Origin of the sequence: Streptomyces mangrovisoli (assembly GCF_000974985.2) — a bacterium.
GTDB lineage: Bacteria > Actinomycetota > Actinomycetes > Streptomycetales > Streptomycetaceae > Streptomyces > Streptomyces mangrovisoli.
On the sequence record NZ_LAVA02000011.1, the window covers coordinates 1 to 18817 of the forward strand.

Here is an 18817-nt window from a genome sequence, read left to right on the forward strand (position 1 = left end):
GCCCCGGTTCCGGCCCGCCGGCACGCCTCGCCGCTCCCCCGCCGCTGCGCCCGCCCGTGCCCCTCGACCCCGCCGCCGCGGCCGCCGCGCCGGTCCTCGTCCACGGCATCGTCGTCGATCCCGGTGACGGCTCCGCCGCCCAGGACGCGGCCGACCTGCTGCCGGACGGGGTGCTGTGCCTGGACCGGACCGGACGGGTCGTCTACGTCAATCCGGCCGCCGCCGCCCTGCTGGGCTTCCCCCGCGCCGAACTGGTCGGGCGCCCGCTGTGGGACCGTATGCCCTGGTGGAACCGGTCACCGGCCGACGACCACCTGCGGTCCGCCCTGCTGTCGCCGGACCCGGTGCACTTCCAGGTCAGACGGCCGCCGGCGTCGAGCGGCGCGCTCCGCCCGCCGGCCGACGAGGGCGACTGGTTCGCCCTGTCGGCGTACCCCGGCCCCGACGTCCTGACCTGCACCATCGCCCCCGCCCGGCGGATGCGGACCCCCACGCCCGGCGGCTACGCGGCCACCGGACGCGACCTCGCCGACACCGAGGACGACGGCGACCCGCTGCCCGCCTTCGGGGTCACCGCGACGGACCCCGTCTACCGGCCCATCGCCCTGGCCATCGCGCTCACCGACGCCGTGACCGCCCGGCAGGTCTCCGCGGTCGTCATGCGGGAGCTGCTGCCCGCGTTCGGCGGCCGCCGGCTGGCGATCTACCTGCTCCAGGAGCGGCATCTCTACCTGGCCTGGGAGACGGGTTTCCCGCAGGGCTTCCTCTCCCCCTTCGACGGCGTGACCCTGGAGGCGCACCTGCCCGGCGTGGAGACCCTGACCAGCGGCCGCCCGCTGTTCTTCGAGACGATGCAGCAGCTGGCCACCGCCTACCCCGGCATCGCGATGGACGCCGACGTGGGCGCCCGCGCGTTCCTGCCGCTGATCGCCTCCGGGCGGCCGGTCGGCTCGTGCATCCTCGGCTTCGACCGCCCGCGCAGCTTCGGGCCCGAGGAGCGTTCGGTGCTGACCGCGCTCGCCGGGCTGATCGCGCACGCCATGGAGAAGGCGCAGCGTTACGACAGCGAGGCCGCCCTCGCCCGCGGCCTCCAGCAGGCCCTGCTGCCCCGGCGGCTGACCGCCCACCCGCAGGTGGACACCGCGGGGCGCTATCTGCCGGGCACCCAGGGCATGGACGTCGGCGGCGACTGGTACGACGTGGTGGAGGCCGGGGACGGCCTGGCCCTGGTCATCGGCGACGTGCAGGGCCACGGGGTGCAGGCCGCGGCCACCATGGGCCAGCTGCGCAGTGCGGTGCGCGCGTTCGCGCTCGGCGACCGGCCGCCGGACGAGGTCCTCAGCGGCACCAACCACCTGCTCATCGACCTCGACCCCGGCCAGTTCGCCAGCTGCTGCTACGTGCGCCTGGACCCGGCTACCGGGCTCGCCCGGTTCGCCCGGGCCGGGCACCTGCCGCCGCTGCTGCGGCCCCCGGACGGTCGCACCCGGGCGCTCGACCTGCCGGGCGGCGTCGTCCTCGGGGTGGACCCGCAGGCCCGGTACCCGGTGACGGAACTGACCCTGGAGTACGACGCCGTGCTCGCCCTCTACACCGACGGGCTGGTGGAGAAGCCGGGCGCGGACATCGACGACGGGATCACCGCGCTGCGGGTCGGCCTCGCCCGCGCCGGGTCCCTGCCGGGCCGGCGCGGCGGCCGTTCCCTGGTCGGCATCGCCGACCGGCTGACGGCGGCGGCGCGGCACGCCCCCGACCGCCCCGACGACGTGGCCCTGCTGCTCGCGGCCCGCCGCGAGTCGCCCCGTCGCGAGCCGCCCCGCCGGGAGACGTCCCACCGGGAGGCGCCCCGCCCCGACCACTGAACCGCCCCGCCCGCGGCGCTGAAACCTATGGCACGGTTTGTCACCTTGGGTGACGCCTCTCGCCTCCTGAGGCGCGGCAGTGTAGACATGGCACATGGTCCGACTCTTGGGCCGGCCCGGGACCCGGCCGCCCCGCCCGCCCACGGCCACGCGCGCCCGGAGCGGAACCGGCCGGCGGGGGACCGCCGGAGCGCGCAGACCGCTCGGCGGGCTCAGCCTCGCGGGGCAGGTGTTCGTCCTCCAAGTGGTGATCGTGCTGCTGCTCGTGGTCTCGGCCGTGGTGGCGCAGTTCCTCCAGGCACGGCACGACACCAACCAGGAGGCCCGCAACCGCTCGATGGCGGTGGCCCAGACGTTCGCCAACTCGCCGGGCATCGTGGCGGCGCTGCGCAGTCCCGATCCCACGGCGATCCTCCAGCCGAGCGCCGAGGCGGCCCGCAAGAAGGCCAAGGTCGACTTCATCGTCGTACTGAACACCGACGGCATCCGCTACACCCATCCCAAGCCGGACCGGATCGGCAAGAAGTTCGTCGGCACCATCGGCCCGGCGCTGCGCGGGGGCACGGTCACCGAGGAGGTCAACGGGACCATCGGGCGGCTGGTGCAGGTCGTCGTGCCGGTCGAGGACAGCCACGGCAAGGTGGTGGGGCTGGTGTCGTCCGGCATCACCACCGCGCACGTGGGCACCACCCTGGGCCACCAGCTGCCGCTGCTGCTGGGATCCGCGGCGGCGGCGCTGGTGCTGGCGACCGCGGGCACCGCGCTGGTCAGCAGGCGGCTGCTGCGCCAGACCCACGGGCTCGGCCCGGACGAGATGACCCGGATGTACGAGCACCACGACGCGGTGCTGCACGCGGTCCGCGAGGGCGTCCTGATCGTCAGCGACGAGGGGCAGCTGCTGCTCGCCAACGACGAGGCGCAGCGCCTGCTCGACCTGCCCGGACAGGCCGAGGGGCGCAGCGTGCTCGACCTCGGTCTGGACACGGACACCGCCGCGCTGCTGTCGTCGGGCCGGATCGCGACGGACGAGGTGCATCTGGTCAAGGACCGGCTGCTGGCGGTCAACCAGCGGCCCACCGACCTGCGCGGCGGTCCGCCCGGCAGCGTCACCACGCTGCGCGACTCCACCGAGCTGCGGGCGCTGTCCGGACGGGCGGACGTCGCCCGCGAACGGCTGAACATGCTGTACGACGCGGGCGTCGGCATCGGCACCAGCCTCGACGTCACGCGCACGGCCGAGGAGCTCGCGGAGCTGGCCGTGCCGCGCTTCGCCGACTTCACCACGGTCGATCTCTACGACGCCGTACTGAACGGGGACGAGCCGCAGAGCGGCACCGAGCTGCGGCGCACCGCGGTCCGCGGCATCCGCGACGACGCGCCGCTGTATCCGCTGGGCAAGCGGATCGACTTCGTCGCGAGCTCGCCGCAGGCCCACTCCCTGGTCACCGGCGAGGCCGTACGGGTGCCGAGCCTGGCGGACGCGCCCGGCTGGCTCGCCCAGGCCCCCGGCCGCACCGAACGCGTCGTCGAGTACGGCATCCACTCGCTGATCACGGTGCCGCTGCGGGCCGGGAACCTGGTCCTCGGCGTGGTCAACTTCTGGCGCAGCGGGAAACCGGAGCCCTTCGACCCGGAGGAGCTGGTGCTCGCGGAGGAGCTCGTCGCGCGGGCGGCCGTCTCCATCGACAACGCCCGCCGCTACACGCGCGAGCACACCATGGCCGTCACCCTCCAGCGCAGTCTGCTGCCGCGCCGGCTGCCGGAGCAGAGCGCCCTGGAGCTCGCCTACCGCTATCTGCCCGCGCAGGCCGGGGTGGGCGGCGACTGGTTCGACGTGCTGCCCCTGTCCGGTGCGCGGGTCGCGATGGTGGTGGGGGACGTCGTGGGGCACGGGCTGCACGCGGCCGCGACCATGGGGCGGCTGCGCACCGCCGTGCACAACTTCGCCGCGCTGGACCTGCCGCCCGACGAACTGCTCGGTCTCCTCGACGAGATGGTCGGCCGCATCGACCAGGACGAGACGCCGGCCGACGGCGCGGCGGTCATCGGCGCCACCTGCCTCTACGCCGTCTACGACCCGGTCTCCGGGCGCTGCCAGGTGGCCCGCGCCGGCCATCCGCCGCCGGCCCTGGTGCACCCGGACGGCAGCGTGGAGTTCCCCGACGTGCCCGCGGGTCCCCCGCTGGGGCTGGGCGGGCTGCCGTACGAGACGGCGGTGCTGGAGCCCGCCGAGGGCAGCCGGCTCGTGCTGTACACGGACGGGCTGGTCGAGGACCGGGAGCGGGACATCGACGTGGGTCTCGAACTGCTGCGGGCCGCGCTGGAGCGGGCGGGCGGCTCGCCGGAGGAGACCTGCCGGGCGGTCCTCGACTCCCGGCTCACGGCACGGCCGAGCGACGACATCGCCCTGCTGGTGGCCCGGACCCGGAAGCTGGAGCCGGACCGGGTGGCCGAGTGGCAGGTGCACCCCGACCCGGCGGAGGTGGGCCGGGTGCGGGCCGTGGTGACCGAGCGGCTGACCGCGTGGGGCCTGGAGGAGCTGGCGTTCACCACCGAGCTGGTCCTCAGCGAGCTGGTCACCAACGCCATCCGCTACGGCCGCGTCCCGATCTCGGTACGGCTGATCCGCGACCGCTCGCTGATCTGCGAGGTCTCCGACGGCTCCACCACCTCGCCGCATCTGCGGTACGCGGCGATCATGGACGAGGGCGGCCGCGGCCTCTTCCTGGTCGCACAGCTCGCCGACCGCTGGGGCACCCGCTACACCCCGGACGGCAAGGTCATCTGGGCGGAACAGCCACTGCCCTGAGCGAGGGCCGCGGGGCGGGCGGCCGAAGCGCGGGCAGGTGCGGACGGCCGGTCCGCCTACTCCTCCACCTGGCCCGCGCACGCCGAGCGGACTTCCTCCAGCAGGTGGGGGTAGTGCTCGCCGTAGGCGCCCACCGCGTGCCACACCGCGTCCAGCGCCGCCCTGAGCGGATCCGGGTCGGCCGCGGCCAGCACGGCGCGGACTGCGCAGTGCGGCTGTGAGATCCGGCGCGGGCCGCGCGCGGTGCCGTCGGCGTGCACCACTGCCGTGTCGTAGGCGACGTCGGCGGGCGCGGTCGGCACGAGCGCACCGAGCGCCCGGCCCAGTCCCGGCCGCCTCGGCCCTGCGTCGACCGGCCCCGCGGCCGGCACCCACGTCCACCCGGTCGCCGCCGGAGGTGCCGGAGGACGATACGGCGGCCGCTCGGGGGGTACCGCTTCGAGCACCGACACCCGCGGCACCCGTGGATCGGAATTCAGGGTCTCCCACAGCCGGGTCGTGTCGTCGAACGGCGGCGGCAGGGGACGCCTCCGCGTCAACGCGGCAAGCGCCCCGACGACCCACGGGACGCCGATCAGGCCCGCCGTCCCACAGGCCAGCCGGGCAGCCAGCACGGCCACCGCACGCCGGACCTCGCCACCCGCTTCGCCGAGGGCGTGCACCAGATCGCTGTCGAAGCGCGTCAGCTCCCGGGCATGGCCGCCGACGCCCCGCAGCCGCGCACTCGGGAGCCGACCGCCCCACTCCCACCGCTCGCGATGCGACCGCCGCTCCTCGACGGCCCGTTCCGTGGCCTGACGGGCCCGGCGTTCCACCTCGGCACGCTGCTCCGGTGGGGGCAGCGGCGCACGTCCGCGCGCGTAGCGGTGCCAGGCGGCGGCAGTCTGCGAGGTCTGGCGCACCACCCGGTCCGCGGAAGGAGGCGCGGGCCAGAACTGCAGCAGGTAGCTGTCCGCCTGCGGCTCCCCGGACCCTCTGGTGTCCAGCTTTCGTCCCTCGTCCATCCCCCGCGCGCAGTACCGCACCCGGTAGTGGGTCCGCGCGAGACCCAGATCCCGTACGGCCTCACCCCTCCACTCCACCAGACTCGTGCGCTCCGACACCGGGCGGAAGGACACCTCCACCACGTCCTCCCAGGCAGGATCGAGCGCAGGGGGCTCCTCATGGACCTCCGCCACGAAGCCGACGCCGCCCGTGTGCAGTCCGGTCACCAGCCAGAGCACACCCGGCACCGCCGCCCCGCACAACCCCCCGCTCTGTCCCGCGAAAACCTCGGAGAGATCCGGAACCCCACCGCTCGCGTCGCTCTGCACGTAGATCTGACGGTAGTGAACGTGCACCTCACCTGCGACCGGCCTGCGCACGGCACCCACCCCCCTTGTAGCCGACGGCCTCGCAAGACCCTCGCTCGGACGGGCCGTCACCTGCCCCGCATCATGCCGCACGCCACTGACAACCGGTCCGTGACTAGCCGAGCGCGCGGTCGAGGTTGAAGGCCGCGCTGATCAGTGACAGGTGCGTGAACGCCTGCGGGAAGTTGCCCTGCTGCTCGCCGGTGCGGCCGATCTCCTCGGCGAACAGGCCGAGATGGTTGGCGTAGGTGAGCATCTTCTCGAAGGCCAGGCGGGCTTCGTCGACGCGTCCGGCGCGGGCCAGGGCCTCGACGTACCAGAACGAGCAGATCGAGAACGTGCCCTCGTCGCCGGCCAGGCCGTCCGGGCTGGCGAGCGGGTCGTAGCGGTAGACGAGCGAGTCGGAGACGAGTTCCTCGCCGAGCGCGTCCAGCGTCGAGAGCCACTTCGGGTCGGTGGGCGCGATGAACTTCGCGAGCGGCATCATCAGCACCGACGCGTCCAGCACGTCGCCGCCCTCGTACTGGACGAAGGCCTGACGCCGCTCCGACCAGCCGCGGTCCATGATCCGCCGGTAGATGGCGTCCCGGCACTGGCGCCAGTGCCGGTGGTCGGCGGGCAGCCCGCGCCGGTTGGCGAGCCGGATCGCCCGCTCGATCGCCACCCAGCACATCAGCCGCGAGTAGAGGAAGGGCTTGCGCTCGCCGCGGGTCTCCCAGACGCCCTCGTCGGGCTGGTCCCAGTGCGCGCACACCCAGTTCACCAGGCGGCACACCTTGTCCCACTGCTCGCTGGAGATCGGCTTGGCCCACTTGTCGTAGAGATAGACGGAGTCGATCAGGGCGCCGTAGATGTCGAGCTGGAGCTGTCCGGCGGCGGCGTTGCCGATCCGGACCGGCGCGGAGCCGTGGTAGCCCTCGAAGTGGGTCAGTTCGACCTCCGCCAGGTCGCTGCGCCCGTCGATGCCGTACATGATCTGCACGGGCCCGGACTCCGCGCTGTCGTCGTTCGGGGTGATGTGCGTGGTCAGGAAGTTCCCGAACGCCTCGGCCTCGCTGGTGAAGCCGAGCCGCAGCAGCGCGTAGGCGCAGAACGCGGCGTCCCGCATCCAGACGTAGCGGTAGTCCCAGTTGCGTTCGCCGCCGAGCTGCTCGGGCAGGCTGGTGGTCGCGGCGGCGACGATCGCGCCGGTCGGGGCGTAGGTGAGCAGCTTCAGGGTGAGGGCGGAGCGGTGCACCATCTCCCGCCAGCGGCCGCGGTAGCGGGACTGGCTCAGCCACTTGCGCCAGTAGGCGACGGTGGCGGCGAACTCGCGCTCCGCCTCCGCGCTCTGGCAGCCGCGCGGGGCGACGTCCTCGCCGAGCTGGTCGAGCGCGAACACCGCCGACTCGCCCTCGCTCAGCTTGAAGTCGGCGGACACGTCGTCGCCGTCGCGTTCCAGCGCCACCGTGGAACTCAGCGCGAGGGCGAAGCCCGCGCACTCGAAGACGGCGGAGCCGGTGAACAGGCGCATGCTGTGCGGGGCGATGCCGTAGTGGAAGCGGGGCGCGACATGGACCCGGAAGGGCACGGTGCCGCGCGCGCACAGCACCCGGCGGATCAGCCGGTGCCGCTCGGCCTCGTGCGAGTCGCCGGTCACCGGCATGAAGTCCTGCACCTCGCCGACGCCGTCCTCGGTGTAGAAGCGGGTGATCAGGACGTTGGTGTCGGGGAAGTAGAACTGCTTCGAGCGGGACGGCACGGTCGCGGTGAGTTCGAAGGACCCGCCGCGGTCGGCGTCCAGGATCGACGCGAAGACGCTCGGGGAGTCGAAGGACGGGCAGCAGTACCAGTCGATGGTGCCGTTCGTGCCCACCAGGGCCACGCTGCGCAGGTCGCCGATGAGACCGTGGTCGGCGATGGGCAGGTAGCGGGAGACGTCCGGGTCGTCCTGGAATCTCGGTGTCACGGCCATGGCCGGTACCTCCGTCGCCGTCGGCTCGCTGCGCCGAGGGGTTCGTACCAGCTTAGGAGCGAGCGGGCGGCCCGGCATGGCAGAGCCGCTCGGGCGGTCTCCGGGGCTCCCCGGGATGCAGGGCGCGGCGGAGCGGTGAATCGTGTGAGGGAGCACCGGTCTCGCGGCGCGGCACCGGTTCGGCATCCGGACCCGAGGACATCCGGACCCGAGGAGGAGACATCATGACGACGTCAGAACCCGAAGCATCCCGGTCGGCGGGCGGCCCGACCCCCGACTCGCTGCTCCATGCCCGCACCGGCACCGAGGTGGCACCCGAGGACCTGGTGATGGCCACCGGCCGGGACGTCACGCCCAAGACCCTCGAGTGGGCCCGGCGCAAGCTGGCGGCGGAGGGGCCGGCCGCCATGGACAAGCTGCTGCCGTAGCGCCTGCGGCCGCCACGGCACCCTGGTGCCGGTCGCCCCGCCGGGAGTCGGCGGGGCGACCGGTCGTTGGCGTGCGGGGGCGCGGGCGTGCGGGGGCAGGGGGCGCGGCCCTGTGCGGGCGCGGCGCTGTGCGGGCGCGGCGCTGTGCGGGCGTGTCAGGTCGCTTCGCCGGGCGAGCCCGCCACGCACTCGACCGGTACCCGCTGCACCAGGTTGTTCGCGAAGCCGCCGCGGTTCCAGGGCTGGTCGAGCGGCTGGCTGTGTCCCTCGGCGTCGGTGGCGCGGGCGACGAGCACGTACGACCCCGGCGCGGCCGTCCACGTGTGGCGCCAGCCGCGCCACGCCCAGCGGTGCCCGTCCGCCGCGTCGAGCCGGGCCGTCCGCCAGCTCTGCCCGCCGTCGGTGCTGACCTCCACCGCGGTCACCGGCGCCCGCCCCGACCAGGCCCGCCCGTGCACCGTGACCGGACCCGGCCGCACCACCCGCCGCCGGGACATGAAGTCCGGGAAGCCGGGCGGCACCAGCAGGGCGCGCGGCGCGATCCGGGTGACCGGCTCCCCCGGGTCCTCCGCGCGCTCGCGGAGCCGGTACGCCACGGTGTGCTGGAACCCGGTGAACGGCTCGGCGCTCACGGTGACGTCCCGCAGCCACTTCACGTGCGCCATGCCGTACCAGCCGGGCACCACCAGGCGCAGCGGCCGGCCGTGCTGGGGCGGCAGGGGCGCGCCGTTCATCGTGTGGGCGACGAGCACCTCGGGTTCCCCGCCGAGCGCGACGGAGACCGGGAGCGCCCGCTGGTAGTCCTGCTCGACGCCGCGCTCCACACCGTGGTCGGCGCCGGTGAACACGACGTCGACGGCGTCCGGGGCCGGGCCCGCCTCGGCGAGCAGCAGCCGCAGGGGCACGCCGGTCCACTCCGCGGTGCCGACCGCCTCCACGAGCCAGGGCTGGCTCACCGGGCGAGGGGTGAGCAGGGCCCGGCCGTTGCCCGCGCACTCCATGGTCACCCGGGCGGTGACCTGGGGGAAGGTGCGCAGGGCGGCCACGTCCAGGTCGAGCGTACGGCGCACCCTGCCCCCGATGGACAGCCGCCAGGAGCGGTCGTCGGCGACGTAGGGGATGTCGTAGTGGGTGAGGACGTAGTGCAGGCCCGGCGGTGTGATGTCGTAGCGCAGGGCTTCCAGGGGCAGGCCGTGGTTGCGGGTGGCCAGCGCCAGTTCGTCGGCGCCGATCCCCTCGCCGGGTCCGGCCAGCCGGGCGGGTGTGCTCACGGTGTCGAGTCGACGGCCCATGACGGCATTGTCCCTCGGCGGGGAGCCGCGCACCGTGCGAGCACGCGGACGGACCGGCCGCGGAGCGACCGGGGACGAACGGACCGGCCGCGGACGGACCGGCCGGCGAGGTCATTTGGTGGCCCGTCCAGTCTTTCGGAGGGCGCCGTCGGGCTGCCAGACTCCGGAAGGTGCCCGACTTCGACATGCTCGTCATAGGTTCAGGTCCGGGCGGCCAGAAGGCCGCCATCGCCGCCGCAAAGCTCGGCCGTAGCGTCGCCGTCGTGGACCGCCCCGACATGCTCGGCGGCGTCTCCATCCACACCGGCACCATCCCCTCGAAGACGCTGCGCGAGGCGGTGCTCTACCTCACCGGCCTGACCCAGCGCGACCTCTACGGACAGAGCTACCGGCTCAAGGAGGACATCACCGTCGCCGACCTGACCGCCCGCACCCAGCACGTGGTGGGCCGCGAGGTCGACGTCATCCGCAGCCAACTCGCCCGCAACCACGTCTCCTTGTTCTCCGGCACGGGCCGCTTCGTGGACCCGCACACCGTCGCGCTGCGCGAGATCACCGGCCAGGAACGGCTGTTGAGCGCCGACCACGTCATCATCGCGACCGGGACGCGGCCGGCCCGGCCCGAGAGCGTCGCGTTCGACGGCGAGACCATCATGGACTCCGACAACGTGCTGGACCTGCAACGCGTCCCGCGCTCCATGGTGATCGTCGGCGCCGGTGTCATCGGCATGGAGTACGCGTCCATGTTCGCCGCGCTCGGCTCCAAGGTGACCGTGGTGGAGAAGCGGGCCGGGATGCTCGACATGTGCGACATCGAGGTCATCGAGTCGCTCAAGTACCATCTGCGCGATCTCGCGGTGACGTTCCGGTTCGGGGAGACGGTCGCCGCGGTCGAGCGGCACGCCCACGGCACGCTCACCGTCCTGGAGAGCGGCAAGAAGATCCCGGCGGACGCGGTGATGTACTCCGCGGGACGGCAGGGCCTGACCGACGAACTCGACCTGGAGAAGGCCGGGTTGAAGGCGGACCCGCGCGGCCGGATCCAGGTCGACGAGCACTTCCGCACCGAGGTCCCGCACATCTACGCCGTCGGCGACGTGATCGGCTTCCCCGCGCTGGCGGCCACCTCCATGGAGCAGGGCCGGGCGGCCGCGTACCACGCCTTCGACGAGCCGGTGGGGCGGATGCACAACCTCCAGCCCATCGGGATCTACACCATCCCGGAGATCAGCTTCGTGGGCCGGACCGAGGACCAGCTCACCGAGGACTGCGTGCCGTTCGAGGTCGGCATCTCCCGGTACCGGGAACTGGCCCGCGGCCAGATCATCGGCGACTCCCACGGGATGCTGAAGCTGCTGGTCTCGCCCGAGGACCGCACCCTGCTCGGCGTGCACTGCTTCGGCACGGGCGCCACCGAGCTGATCCACATCGGCCAGTCGGTGATGGGCTGCGGCGGCACGGTCGACTATCTCGTCGACGCGGTCTTCAACTACCCGACGCTGGCGGAGTCCTACAAGGTCGCGGCCCTGGACGCCACGAACAAGCTGCGCCAGATCGACCGGATGGACTGACGCGCGCCGAGGGGGCGGGGCAACGCTCTGCCCCGCCCCCACCCCCACCTCGGCCTCAGCTCACAGCGCCCCCGCCCGCCTCCGCGTCGCGGGGAAGCAGCAGCGCCGAGTCGGCGTGCACGGTGATACGTACCGGCACGAACCTGGTGGCGTCCACCCGGGGCCGACCGGTTCCGGGAGGGCGGGCGTAGCGCGGGTGGGCGCCCCCGCTGATCTGCCAGCGGATGCGGTGCCCGGCGGCGAACCGGTGGGCGGTGGCGCTCATCGCCACGGTGACCTGCGCGGGGGTGTCGCCGGTCGTGCGCAGTCGGCCCAGTCCGTCGCAGACGTTGACCGAGCGGCCCTGGGCGTCGACGTCACAGAGGCGGGTGAAGACGTCCGCGTACCCGGTGTCCGTGGAGACGCTCAGCCGCGCGAGAACCGGTCCGAGGAGGTCCAACGGCTCGGTCAACGGCGGTCCCGTGAACGTCAGGACGTCGTCCCGTGCCTCCAGGCCGCGGTTGTCCCGGGGACCGGCGGTCCCGGAGAGCAGCGGGCCGCCGAGGGACGGGGTGGGGTCGGCGGGGTCGTAGCGGAACGACGCCACGGGGGCGGCGTCGGTGGGTGCCTGTTCGGTGAGGTGCCCGTCCGCTGTGGGGAACCACGCGCCCACGGCGGCGGGCGGCGGCCAGTCGGCGAGGTCCCGCCAGGCGTTCGCCCCGCCCATGTGTACGCGCACCGCCGTGGGGCGCAGGTCCGAGGGGTCGGCGCAGAGGTGGGCGCGCAGCCAGGCGAGGCTCTCGGCGAACACCTCGGGCCATCCCCGCTGAAGGGCGGAGGTGTGCGTCCAGGGGCCGATGAGCAGGGCGGTGTCGCAGCCGGCCCGCCGCAGCCGCTCGTACTGTCGGAGGGTCTGGTCGACATAAACGTCGTGCCAGCCGGAGATCAGGCTCGTGGGGACCCGCGGCCCTTCGGCCGGTTCCGCGGGGGACGCGCCGCGCCAGTGGCCGTCCGTGGCGTCCGGGTGGGTCATGACGTCGTCCAGCCAGGGGATCTCGCGCCCGAGGGTGGCGGCGTACGAGCCGCGCAGGGGCTCGGCGGTGGTGACCGAGCGCAGGCGTCGTCGCAGGCGCACTGTCGCTCCGAGGAACGGCCGCAGGCCCTGGTGCTGGTACGTCATGCCGATGCCCACGGCCAGCGCGTTCTCGAGGCGCAGTACCCCGTCCGTGTGGAAGAGGCCATGGGGATCGTGCAGGCCGACCTGCACCACCATGGCCTTGAGCTCGGGCGGCGGGTCGGTGGCGAGGGCCCATTGGACATAGCCCAGGTAGCTGGGGCCGACGGTGCCGAGGGCCCCGGTGAACCAGGGCTGCGCGCGCAGCCAGGCGACGGTGGCCAGGCCGTCGGCGGCCTCGTTGCGCCACAGGTCGAAGGCGCCGCCCGACCCGCCGGTGCCGCGGCAGCTCTGGAGGACCACGTGGAAGCCCTGTTCGGCGAAGAGCAGGCCGTACTGGGGCGCCCACGGCAGGCCCCGGCCGTAGGGGGAGCGGACCAGCAGCGTGGGGAAGTCGCCCTGCGCGCGCGGGAAGTAGTGGTCCGTGATCAGTGGGCTGCCGTCGGCGGCGGGCACCACGAGCCCGGCCTCCCGTCCGACGTCGAACCGTTTGACGGGCAGCCCCCGCCAGGTCGCCCTGATCATGCGGGCGGACAGCGGTGGTCGGCCCGCCGGTGGCACCCACCGCGCTCCGGTGGCGGTGTCGGGTCCGCGTAACGACATGGTCCCCTCCTTAATTCCGTACGGTGTACGAGAATAGAGGATGCTTGGATGGTTCCCGCAAGGGGCCACCCGGACGGAATCCGCCGGGGCCGCCCCCAGGACGGGTGCACTCGACGGCCGGGCGGACCCGAGGACCAGGTACAAGACGACCAGGTAAGGGGTACGACCGTGTCGCGTGACGGCAGGCCGGACGCCGCGGGCGTCGACGCGGAACAGCTCTGGCTGCGTCCCGCCGAACCCCGCCGAGGACGCCGGCCGTCCTTCAGCCGGGAGGCGATCACCGGGGCGGCCGTCGCCCTGGCGGACGCCGAAGGGCTCGACGCGGTCACCATGCGGCGCGTGGCCGCCCAGGTCGGGGCCGGGGTGATGTCGCTCTACAGCTACGCCCCCGACAAGGAGACCCTCCTGGAGCTGATGGTCGACCACGTCAGCGGCGAACTGGTGATCAAGGAGCCGCCCAGCGGCGACTGGCGCGCCGACCTGAGGGCCGTCGCCCACCTCCAGCGCGCCCACATGCTGCGCCATCCCTGGCTGCCGGCCGCCCTGTCCACCCGGCGCGTCCCCGGCCCCAACACCCTGGCCTTCCTGGAGCACGCCCTCGCCGTCCTGCGGCCCACCGGGCTCGACGGCGCGGCGCGGCTGGAGGTCTTCGCCCAGCTCACCGCGTTCGTGGCCGGGCACGTCGGGCACGAGATCGCCCAGCGCGCCGCCGTGCGATCGCCGGGCCGCGTCGCGGCCGAGGCCCGCTATCTCGCCGCCGTCGCCGCCGACGGCCACCACCCGGAACTCGCCGAAGCCCTGGCGGCCCCGGGCCGCCCCCTCACCCCCGACGCCACCTTCGCCCGGTTCCTGGGCCGCCTGATCGACGGCGTGGGCACGGACTGACGGCACGCGGTCCCGACGGCGCCCGAACCGCCCTCGCCTGCGGTGGAGTTGTGTCGGGGTCGATCCGTGAGATTACCGACCGGTCGACATTGAACCGTAAAAAACCGGGGCTATCATCACACCACACGCACCAGGTGTAACCGCCCATCAACGCAGGGCAGGCGGCTGTCCACCCCGTCCTTCCGCCTGTTTTCCCTTCTGTTCGTTCCGTTCTCCTCGCGGTACTTCTCCTCGTTCTCCTCCTCAACGGGCCGTCGCCGACTCCGAGGTCACCCCTCTCCCGTGTCGCCCCCGGTGCCCGCCACACCCCCGTACGCCGCGCCGGGTCCGGCCCGTCGCGGTGTCGCGCACGAAGGAAAGCAGCGCACATGAGCAACAACAGGGGCAGAGGGCTGCAGGCCAACGCCCTCGGCACGTTCGACACCGTGGTGATGGCCGTCGCGGGCAGCGCGCCGGCGTACTCCATCGCCGCCACCACCGCGGTCCTGGTCGGGACGGTGGGCCTGGCGAGCCCGGCGGCACTTCTGTACTGCGCGATACCCATGCTGGGCATCGCCCTGGCCTTCAACTACCTCGGCCGCATCGACGTCAACGCCGGCGCGAGCTACTCCTGGGTGGGCCGCACGCTCCACCCCTTCCTCGGCTTCATCAGCGGCTGGGCGCTGGTCGTCTCGGCGACCATCTTCATGGTGGCCGGCTCGCTGCCGGCCGGTTCGATGACCCTCGCCCTGTTCGACGACGGCCTGGCGGACAACACGGCGCTGTCCACGGCGGTCGGCGCGGCATGGTTCGTGGTCATGCTGCTGGTGGTGCTCGGCGGCGCCCGACTCACCGTGCGGGCCCAGCTGTTGATGTCCGGCATCGAGCTGGCCGTGCTCGTCGTGTTCGCGGTGCTGGCCCTGTTCCACTCGGGCGACGCCCGCGCCTTCGACTGGTCCTGGTTCGGCTTCAGCCACTTCGACGGCGTGTCCGGCTTCGCCTCGGGGGCGTTGATCGCCGCGTTCTACTACTGGGGCTGGGACGTCACCAGCAACCTCAGCGAGGAGACCCGCAACAGCCGTCGTACGACCGGACTCGCGGGCCTGATCGGCGTGGTCGTCGTCTTCCTGCTGTTCGAGGTGTTCACCGTCGCGGTGAACGTCGTGCTCAGCTCCCACCAGATCGAGTCGAACGACGCCAACGTGCTCGCGGTGCTCGGTGAGGAACTCTGGCCCGGCTGGGGCGGGAAGCTGCTGATCGTCGCGGTGATGCTGTCGACCATCGCCACGCTGGAGACCACACTGATCCAGGTCACGCGGTCGCTGTTCGCGATGGGGCGCGACCGTACGATGCCGACCGCGCTGGGCCGGGTGCACCGCACCTGGAACACCCCGTGGGTGGCGATCGCGGTGGTCGGCGCGGTCGCGCTCGCGATGTTCGTCGCGTCCAACGCGCTCGGCTCGGTGGGCGACATCCTCTCCGACGCGATCTCCGCGATCGGCCTCCAGATTGCCGTGTACTACGGCCTCGCCGGGCTCGCGGTCGTCGCGGCGTACCGGAAGATGCTGCTGAAGTCGTTCGGCAACTTCTTCTTCGGCGGGCTGTGGCCGCTGGTGGGCGCGGTGTTCATGTTCTGGATCTTCGTGGAGTCGCTGGGCGACCTGAGCCCCGAGGCGATCAGGATCGGCATCGGCGGTCTGGCCGTCGGCCTGCTCCCGATGTTCTGGTACTGGAAGCAGGGCAGCGACTACTACCGGCCCGCGAAGCTGGACGCGAGCCGCACGGTCGAGGCCGGACACGGCGCCGACCAGTACGCGACCGCGCACTCCGGCGGGGCCCACGAGGGCCTGCCCACCGACTTCTGAGGAACGGGACCATGGCGCGAGACCGCTTCGTCCCGGAGTTCGATCCCGACTGCGGGGACACGCACCTCACCTCCGCCCGGCAGGACATCGTCATCGGCCGCTGGCAGGGGCTCAGGGAACTGCTGCGCGCCGACGGCACCGACCGGCTGGCCCGCGGGCACCGCGTGCGGCTGCTCGCGGGCGCCTGCGCGGGCAGTTCGACGGTCGAGACCTGGCTGGCCGCCGAACCCCGCAGCGCCGACGCGCTGGTGCTGCGGGCCGCGACCGAGACCGCGCGCGCCTTCAACATGGCCATCGCGGCGGGCCGGGGCGCTCCGGTGGACCGCGAGCGCGTCGACACCGCGGTCCTCGCCTGCCTCCAGGCGGCCGAGGCGCGGCCCGACGACCCGACCCCGTGGATCTCGCTGATCTCGGTCGCCCGGCTCTACCCGGGCGGCGTGCGCCGACGGGAACTGGCCCGCTGGTGGGACGAGTTGCACGGCCGGGACCCGTACAGCGTGGAGGCGCACCTCCAGGTCCTGCACTACTACTCGTCCCGCTGGCACGGCACGCACGGCCTGATGTACGACTTCGCCCGCGACGCGGCGGGGGTCGCGCCGCAGGGCAGCGCGCTGCCGGTGCTGGTGCAGTACGCCCGGGTCGAGGAGTTCCGCTGCGCGCAGGACGCGGCGAAGGGCCGGCGCACGGGGGTCGGCGGCAATCACCACTGGGACCACGACGGCGCCGTCAGCGACGTGCGCCGTACCTGGGAGCGCTGGTTCGCGGAGCGCGACGACGCGTTCGTCGCCCCGGGCGAGCTGCGGGACGTCAACTACCTCGCCCACGCGGCCTGTCTGGCCGGGGCGGACGACATCGCGGCCGCGCTGCTGCGGACGGTCGGCCGCCGGGCGACCCGGGCCCCGTGGTCGTACACGGGGGATCCGGGGCAGCAGATCGTCAAGTGGCGCAAGGAGTTGGGGCTGCGGTCATGAGCGACGGGGACCGGTCGGCGGGTGCTCGGGGATGCCGTCGCCTCCCGGAGGGGTCGGCCGGGCGGGCTTCAGGGGGTCGCGGGCGGTCCGTCGGGCCGGTTGCGCCGCTGCTCCACCATCTCCCGGCTCAGCGCCTCGGTCTCCGCCTCGCCGAGCCGCTCGAAACCGTCGGCCGTGATCACCGAGACGATCGGGAAGATGCGGCGGCCGATGTCCGGGCCGCCGGTGGCGGAGTCGTCGTCGGCGGCGTCGTACAGCGCCTGGAGCGCGGCGAGCGCCGCCTGCCGGCGTGACATCCCGCGCCGGTAGGTCTTCTTCAGCGCGCCATGGGCGTACGGCGATCCGGAGCCCTCGGCGTGGAAGTCGGTCTTCTCGTACTGCCCGCCCGCGACGTCGAAGCTGAAGATGCGGCCGCGCCGGCCCTCGGGCGCGGCGAGGTCGTAGCCGGCGAGCAGCGGGACCACGGCGAGGCCCTGCATGGCCTGGCCGAGGTTCTCCCGGATCATGCCGGCCAGGCGGCGCGCCTTGCCGTCGAGGCTCATCGGGACGCCTTCGATCTTCTCGAAGTGGATCAGCTCGACCTGGTAGAGCTTCACCATGTCGAGGGCGAGGCCGACGGTGCCGGCGAAGGCGACGGCGGTGTGCTCGTCGGCGGGGTGCACCTTGTCGAGGTCGCGCTGGGCGATGAGATGGCCCATGGTGGCCCTGCGGTCACCGGCGATCAGCACGCCGTCGCGGTAGGCGAGGGCGAGCACGGTGGTGCCGTGCGGGAAACGCCCGGGCTCGGCGCGGACGCCGTCCGGGAAGGGCGGCCGGGTGGGCAGCAGATCGGGCCGCTGGACCGCGAGGAACTCCGCGAAGGAGGCGCTGCCCGGGGCGAGGAAGGCGTCCCCCAGCCGGCCGTCACCGTGTTCCCCCATGGCGCCCCCTCCGCGTGGACCGATGCGGAAGTCCTACCTGGCGCGGGCGGGCCGGAAACCCCGCCCGGGTCACAGCGCCCGGCGACGGGTCACAGCGCCCGGCGGCGGACCAGCGCGCCGAGCACCAGCAGTCCCGGGAACAGCGGCAGCCACACCGTGAGCAGCCGGTAGCCGAGCACCGCGGAGGCGGCGGTGGCCGCCGGGGCGCCCGCGGCGGTGAGGGCGAGGGCGAGCACGGCGTCGAGGGAGCCGAGCCCGCCCGGCGTGGGCAGGAGGGCCGCGGCGCCGCTGGCGGCGAGGTAGAGCAGCGCGACCCGGGTCGGCGGCAGGGGCAGCGCGACGGCGCGGGCGACGGCGACGACCACCAGGGAGTGGGCCGCCGCGAAGGCGAGCGAGCCGCCCCAGAGGGCCGCGGCGCGGGGCGGGCGTAAGTGCACGGCGCGCACATCGGCGAGCACCACCGCGAGGGCTCGACGGCATCGGGCCCGGAGGGTTCCGCCGACCAGCGCCGCGACGACGGCGAGGACGGCGGCCAGGGCCACGACGGCGCCCACCGGGACGTGGGGCACCCGCAACAGCCCCGGGCTGAGGGGCACGAGCACGGCGATGAGGGCGCCGCGGGCGACACCGCCGGCGGCGGCCTTGACGGCGAGCGCGCTGGCCGAACGCCCGGCCGGCAGCCCGCAGCGCATCAGGAACCGCAGGCTGACGGCGCTCCCGCCGACCCCGGCGGGTACCAGATGCCCGGCCGCGGAGGCGGCGAACTGCGCCGCCAGCAGCCGCCCGCCGGGCAGTCGGGGCACGACGGCCCCCTGCTGGGCGAGGGCGGCACAGACCCAGGTTCCGCAGGCGGCGGCCCCGGCCACGGCCAGCCACCCCTGATCGGCGACGGCGAGCCGCAGCGCACCCGTGCGCACGACCGCCCAGTGCCCCCGCAGCAGATAGGCCCCCGCCGCCAGGACGACGGCCCCGACCAGGCAATGCCACCACAACCGCCGCCCACGGCGGATGTCCGCGGGCACTCCGGCGAGAGCGGGAGCCGCCCCCGCCCGGCTGTCGTACGCCTCCGGGCCGGGCACGGGCACGGGACCGCTCATCCTCCACCCCTCCCCTACGGCCGAGTGGTTCCGGTCGCCCCACGGCCTGGAGGACCGCGGCAGGAACAAGAGAAAA

Annotated in this window: 13 protein-coding genes; 7 read left to right on the forward strand and 6 right to left on the reverse strand. The window is 73.8% G+C overall.

The genetic code is table 11. The features are described from left to right. Together WN71_RS04950 and WN71_RS04955 are read left to right on the forward strand one after the other, a co-directional pair. The coding region (locus WN71_RS04950) for a PP2C family protein-serine/threonine phosphatase (protein WP_107469563.1) at window positions 1–1862 on the forward strand (1862 nt) is incomplete at its 5' end. 94 nt (window positions 1863–1956) lie between these two features. Next, the gene (locus tag WN71_RS04955) at window positions 1957–4671 is read left to right on the forward strand and encodes a SpoIIE family protein phosphatase (protein ID WP_079177659.1); all 2715 of its coding nucleotides are present in this window, start codon (window positions 1957–1959) and stop codon (window positions 4669–4671) included. Between the two features lie 56 nt (window positions 4672–4727). On the opposite strand, the gene WN71_RS42195 is transcribed toward WN71_RS04955, so the two are convergent. Further along, the gene (locus WN71_RS42195; protein ID WP_338058674.1) at window positions 4728–5894 is read right to left on the reverse strand and encodes a hypothetical protein; all 1167 of its coding nucleotides are present in this window, start codon (window positions 5892–5894) and stop codon (window positions 4728–4730) included. 244 nt (window positions 5895–6138) lie between these two features. Further along, window positions 6139–7977, reverse strand: a complete 1839-nt coding sequence (locus WN71_RS04965) for a glycoside hydrolase family 15 protein (RefSeq protein ID WP_046587407.1) — start codon at window positions 7975–7977, stop codon at window positions 6139–6141. Window positions 7978–8201: 224 nt separating this feature from the next. Between WN71_RS04965 and WN71_RS04970 the strand changes: the two genes are divergently transcribed. Next, window positions 8202–8405 (forward strand): hypothetical protein, encoded by a 204-nt coding sequence (locus tag WN71_RS04970; RefSeq protein ID WP_046587406.1) that lies wholly within the window; start codon window positions 8202–8204, stop codon window positions 8403–8405. 155 nt (window positions 8406–8560) lie between these two features. On the opposite strand, the gene WN71_RS04975 is transcribed toward WN71_RS04970, so the two are convergent. Further along, window positions 8561–9697: a sulfite oxidase gene (locus WN71_RS04975; protein ID WP_046587404.1), complete on the reverse strand. Its 1137-nt coding sequence runs from the start codon at window positions 9695–9697 to the stop codon at window positions 8561–8563. 170 nt (window positions 9698–9867) lie between these two features. Here WN71_RS04975 and sthA point away from each other — a divergent pair, with 170 nt between their 5' ends. Beyond that, window positions 9868–11268, forward strand: coding sequence for a Si-specific NAD(P)(+) transhydrogenase (sthA, locus tag WN71_RS04980; RefSeq protein WP_046587402.1), 1401 nt, complete (start codon window positions 9868–9870; stop codon window positions 11266–11268). A 55-nt stretch (window positions 11269–11323) separates the two neighbouring features. On the opposite strand, the gene WN71_RS04985 is transcribed toward sthA, so the two are convergent. Continuing rightward, a complete protein-coding gene (locus tag WN71_RS04985; RefSeq protein WP_107469567.1) occupies window positions 11324–12946 on the reverse strand; it encodes a CocE/NonD family hydrolase in 1623 nt (540 codons plus the stop codon). Window positions 12947–13192: 246 nt separating this feature from the next. Here WN71_RS04985 and WN71_RS04990 point away from each other — a divergent pair, with 246 nt between their 5' ends. From WN71_RS04990 to WN71_RS05000, 3 genes are all read left to right on the forward strand, one after another. Next, window positions 13193–13909, forward strand: coding sequence for a TetR/AcrR family transcriptional regulator (locus WN71_RS04990; protein ID WP_046587397.1), 717 nt, complete (start codon window positions 13193–13195; stop codon window positions 13907–13909). 368 nt (window positions 13910–14277) lie between these two features. Then, window positions 14278–15753: an APC family permease gene (locus WN71_RS04995; RefSeq protein ID WP_046587396.1), complete on the forward strand. Its 1476-nt coding sequence runs from the start codon at window positions 14278–14280 to the stop codon at window positions 15751–15753. Between the two features lie 11 nt (window positions 15754–15764). Next, the gene (locus WN71_RS05000) at window positions 15765–16724 is read left to right on the forward strand and encodes a hypothetical protein (protein ID WP_046587394.1); all 960 of its coding nucleotides are present in this window, start codon (window positions 15765–15767) and stop codon (window positions 16722–16724) included. A 68-nt stretch (window positions 16725–16792) separates the two neighbouring features. Here WN71_RS05000 and prcB read toward each other — a convergent pair whose 3' ends face one another. Further along, window positions 16793–17644: a proteasome subunit beta gene (gene prcB / locus WN71_RS05005; RefSeq protein WP_046587391.1), complete on the reverse strand. Its 852-nt coding sequence runs from the start codon at window positions 17642–17644 to the stop codon at window positions 16793–16795. A gap of 89 nt (window positions 17645–17733) precedes the next feature. Continuing rightward, the gene (locus WN71_RS05010) at window positions 17734–18741 is read right to left on the reverse strand and encodes a lysylphosphatidylglycerol synthase domain-containing protein (RefSeq protein ID WP_079177660.1); all 1008 of its coding nucleotides are present in this window, start codon (window positions 18739–18741) and stop codon (window positions 17734–17736) included. Window positions 18742–18817: the final 76 nt, after the last annotated feature.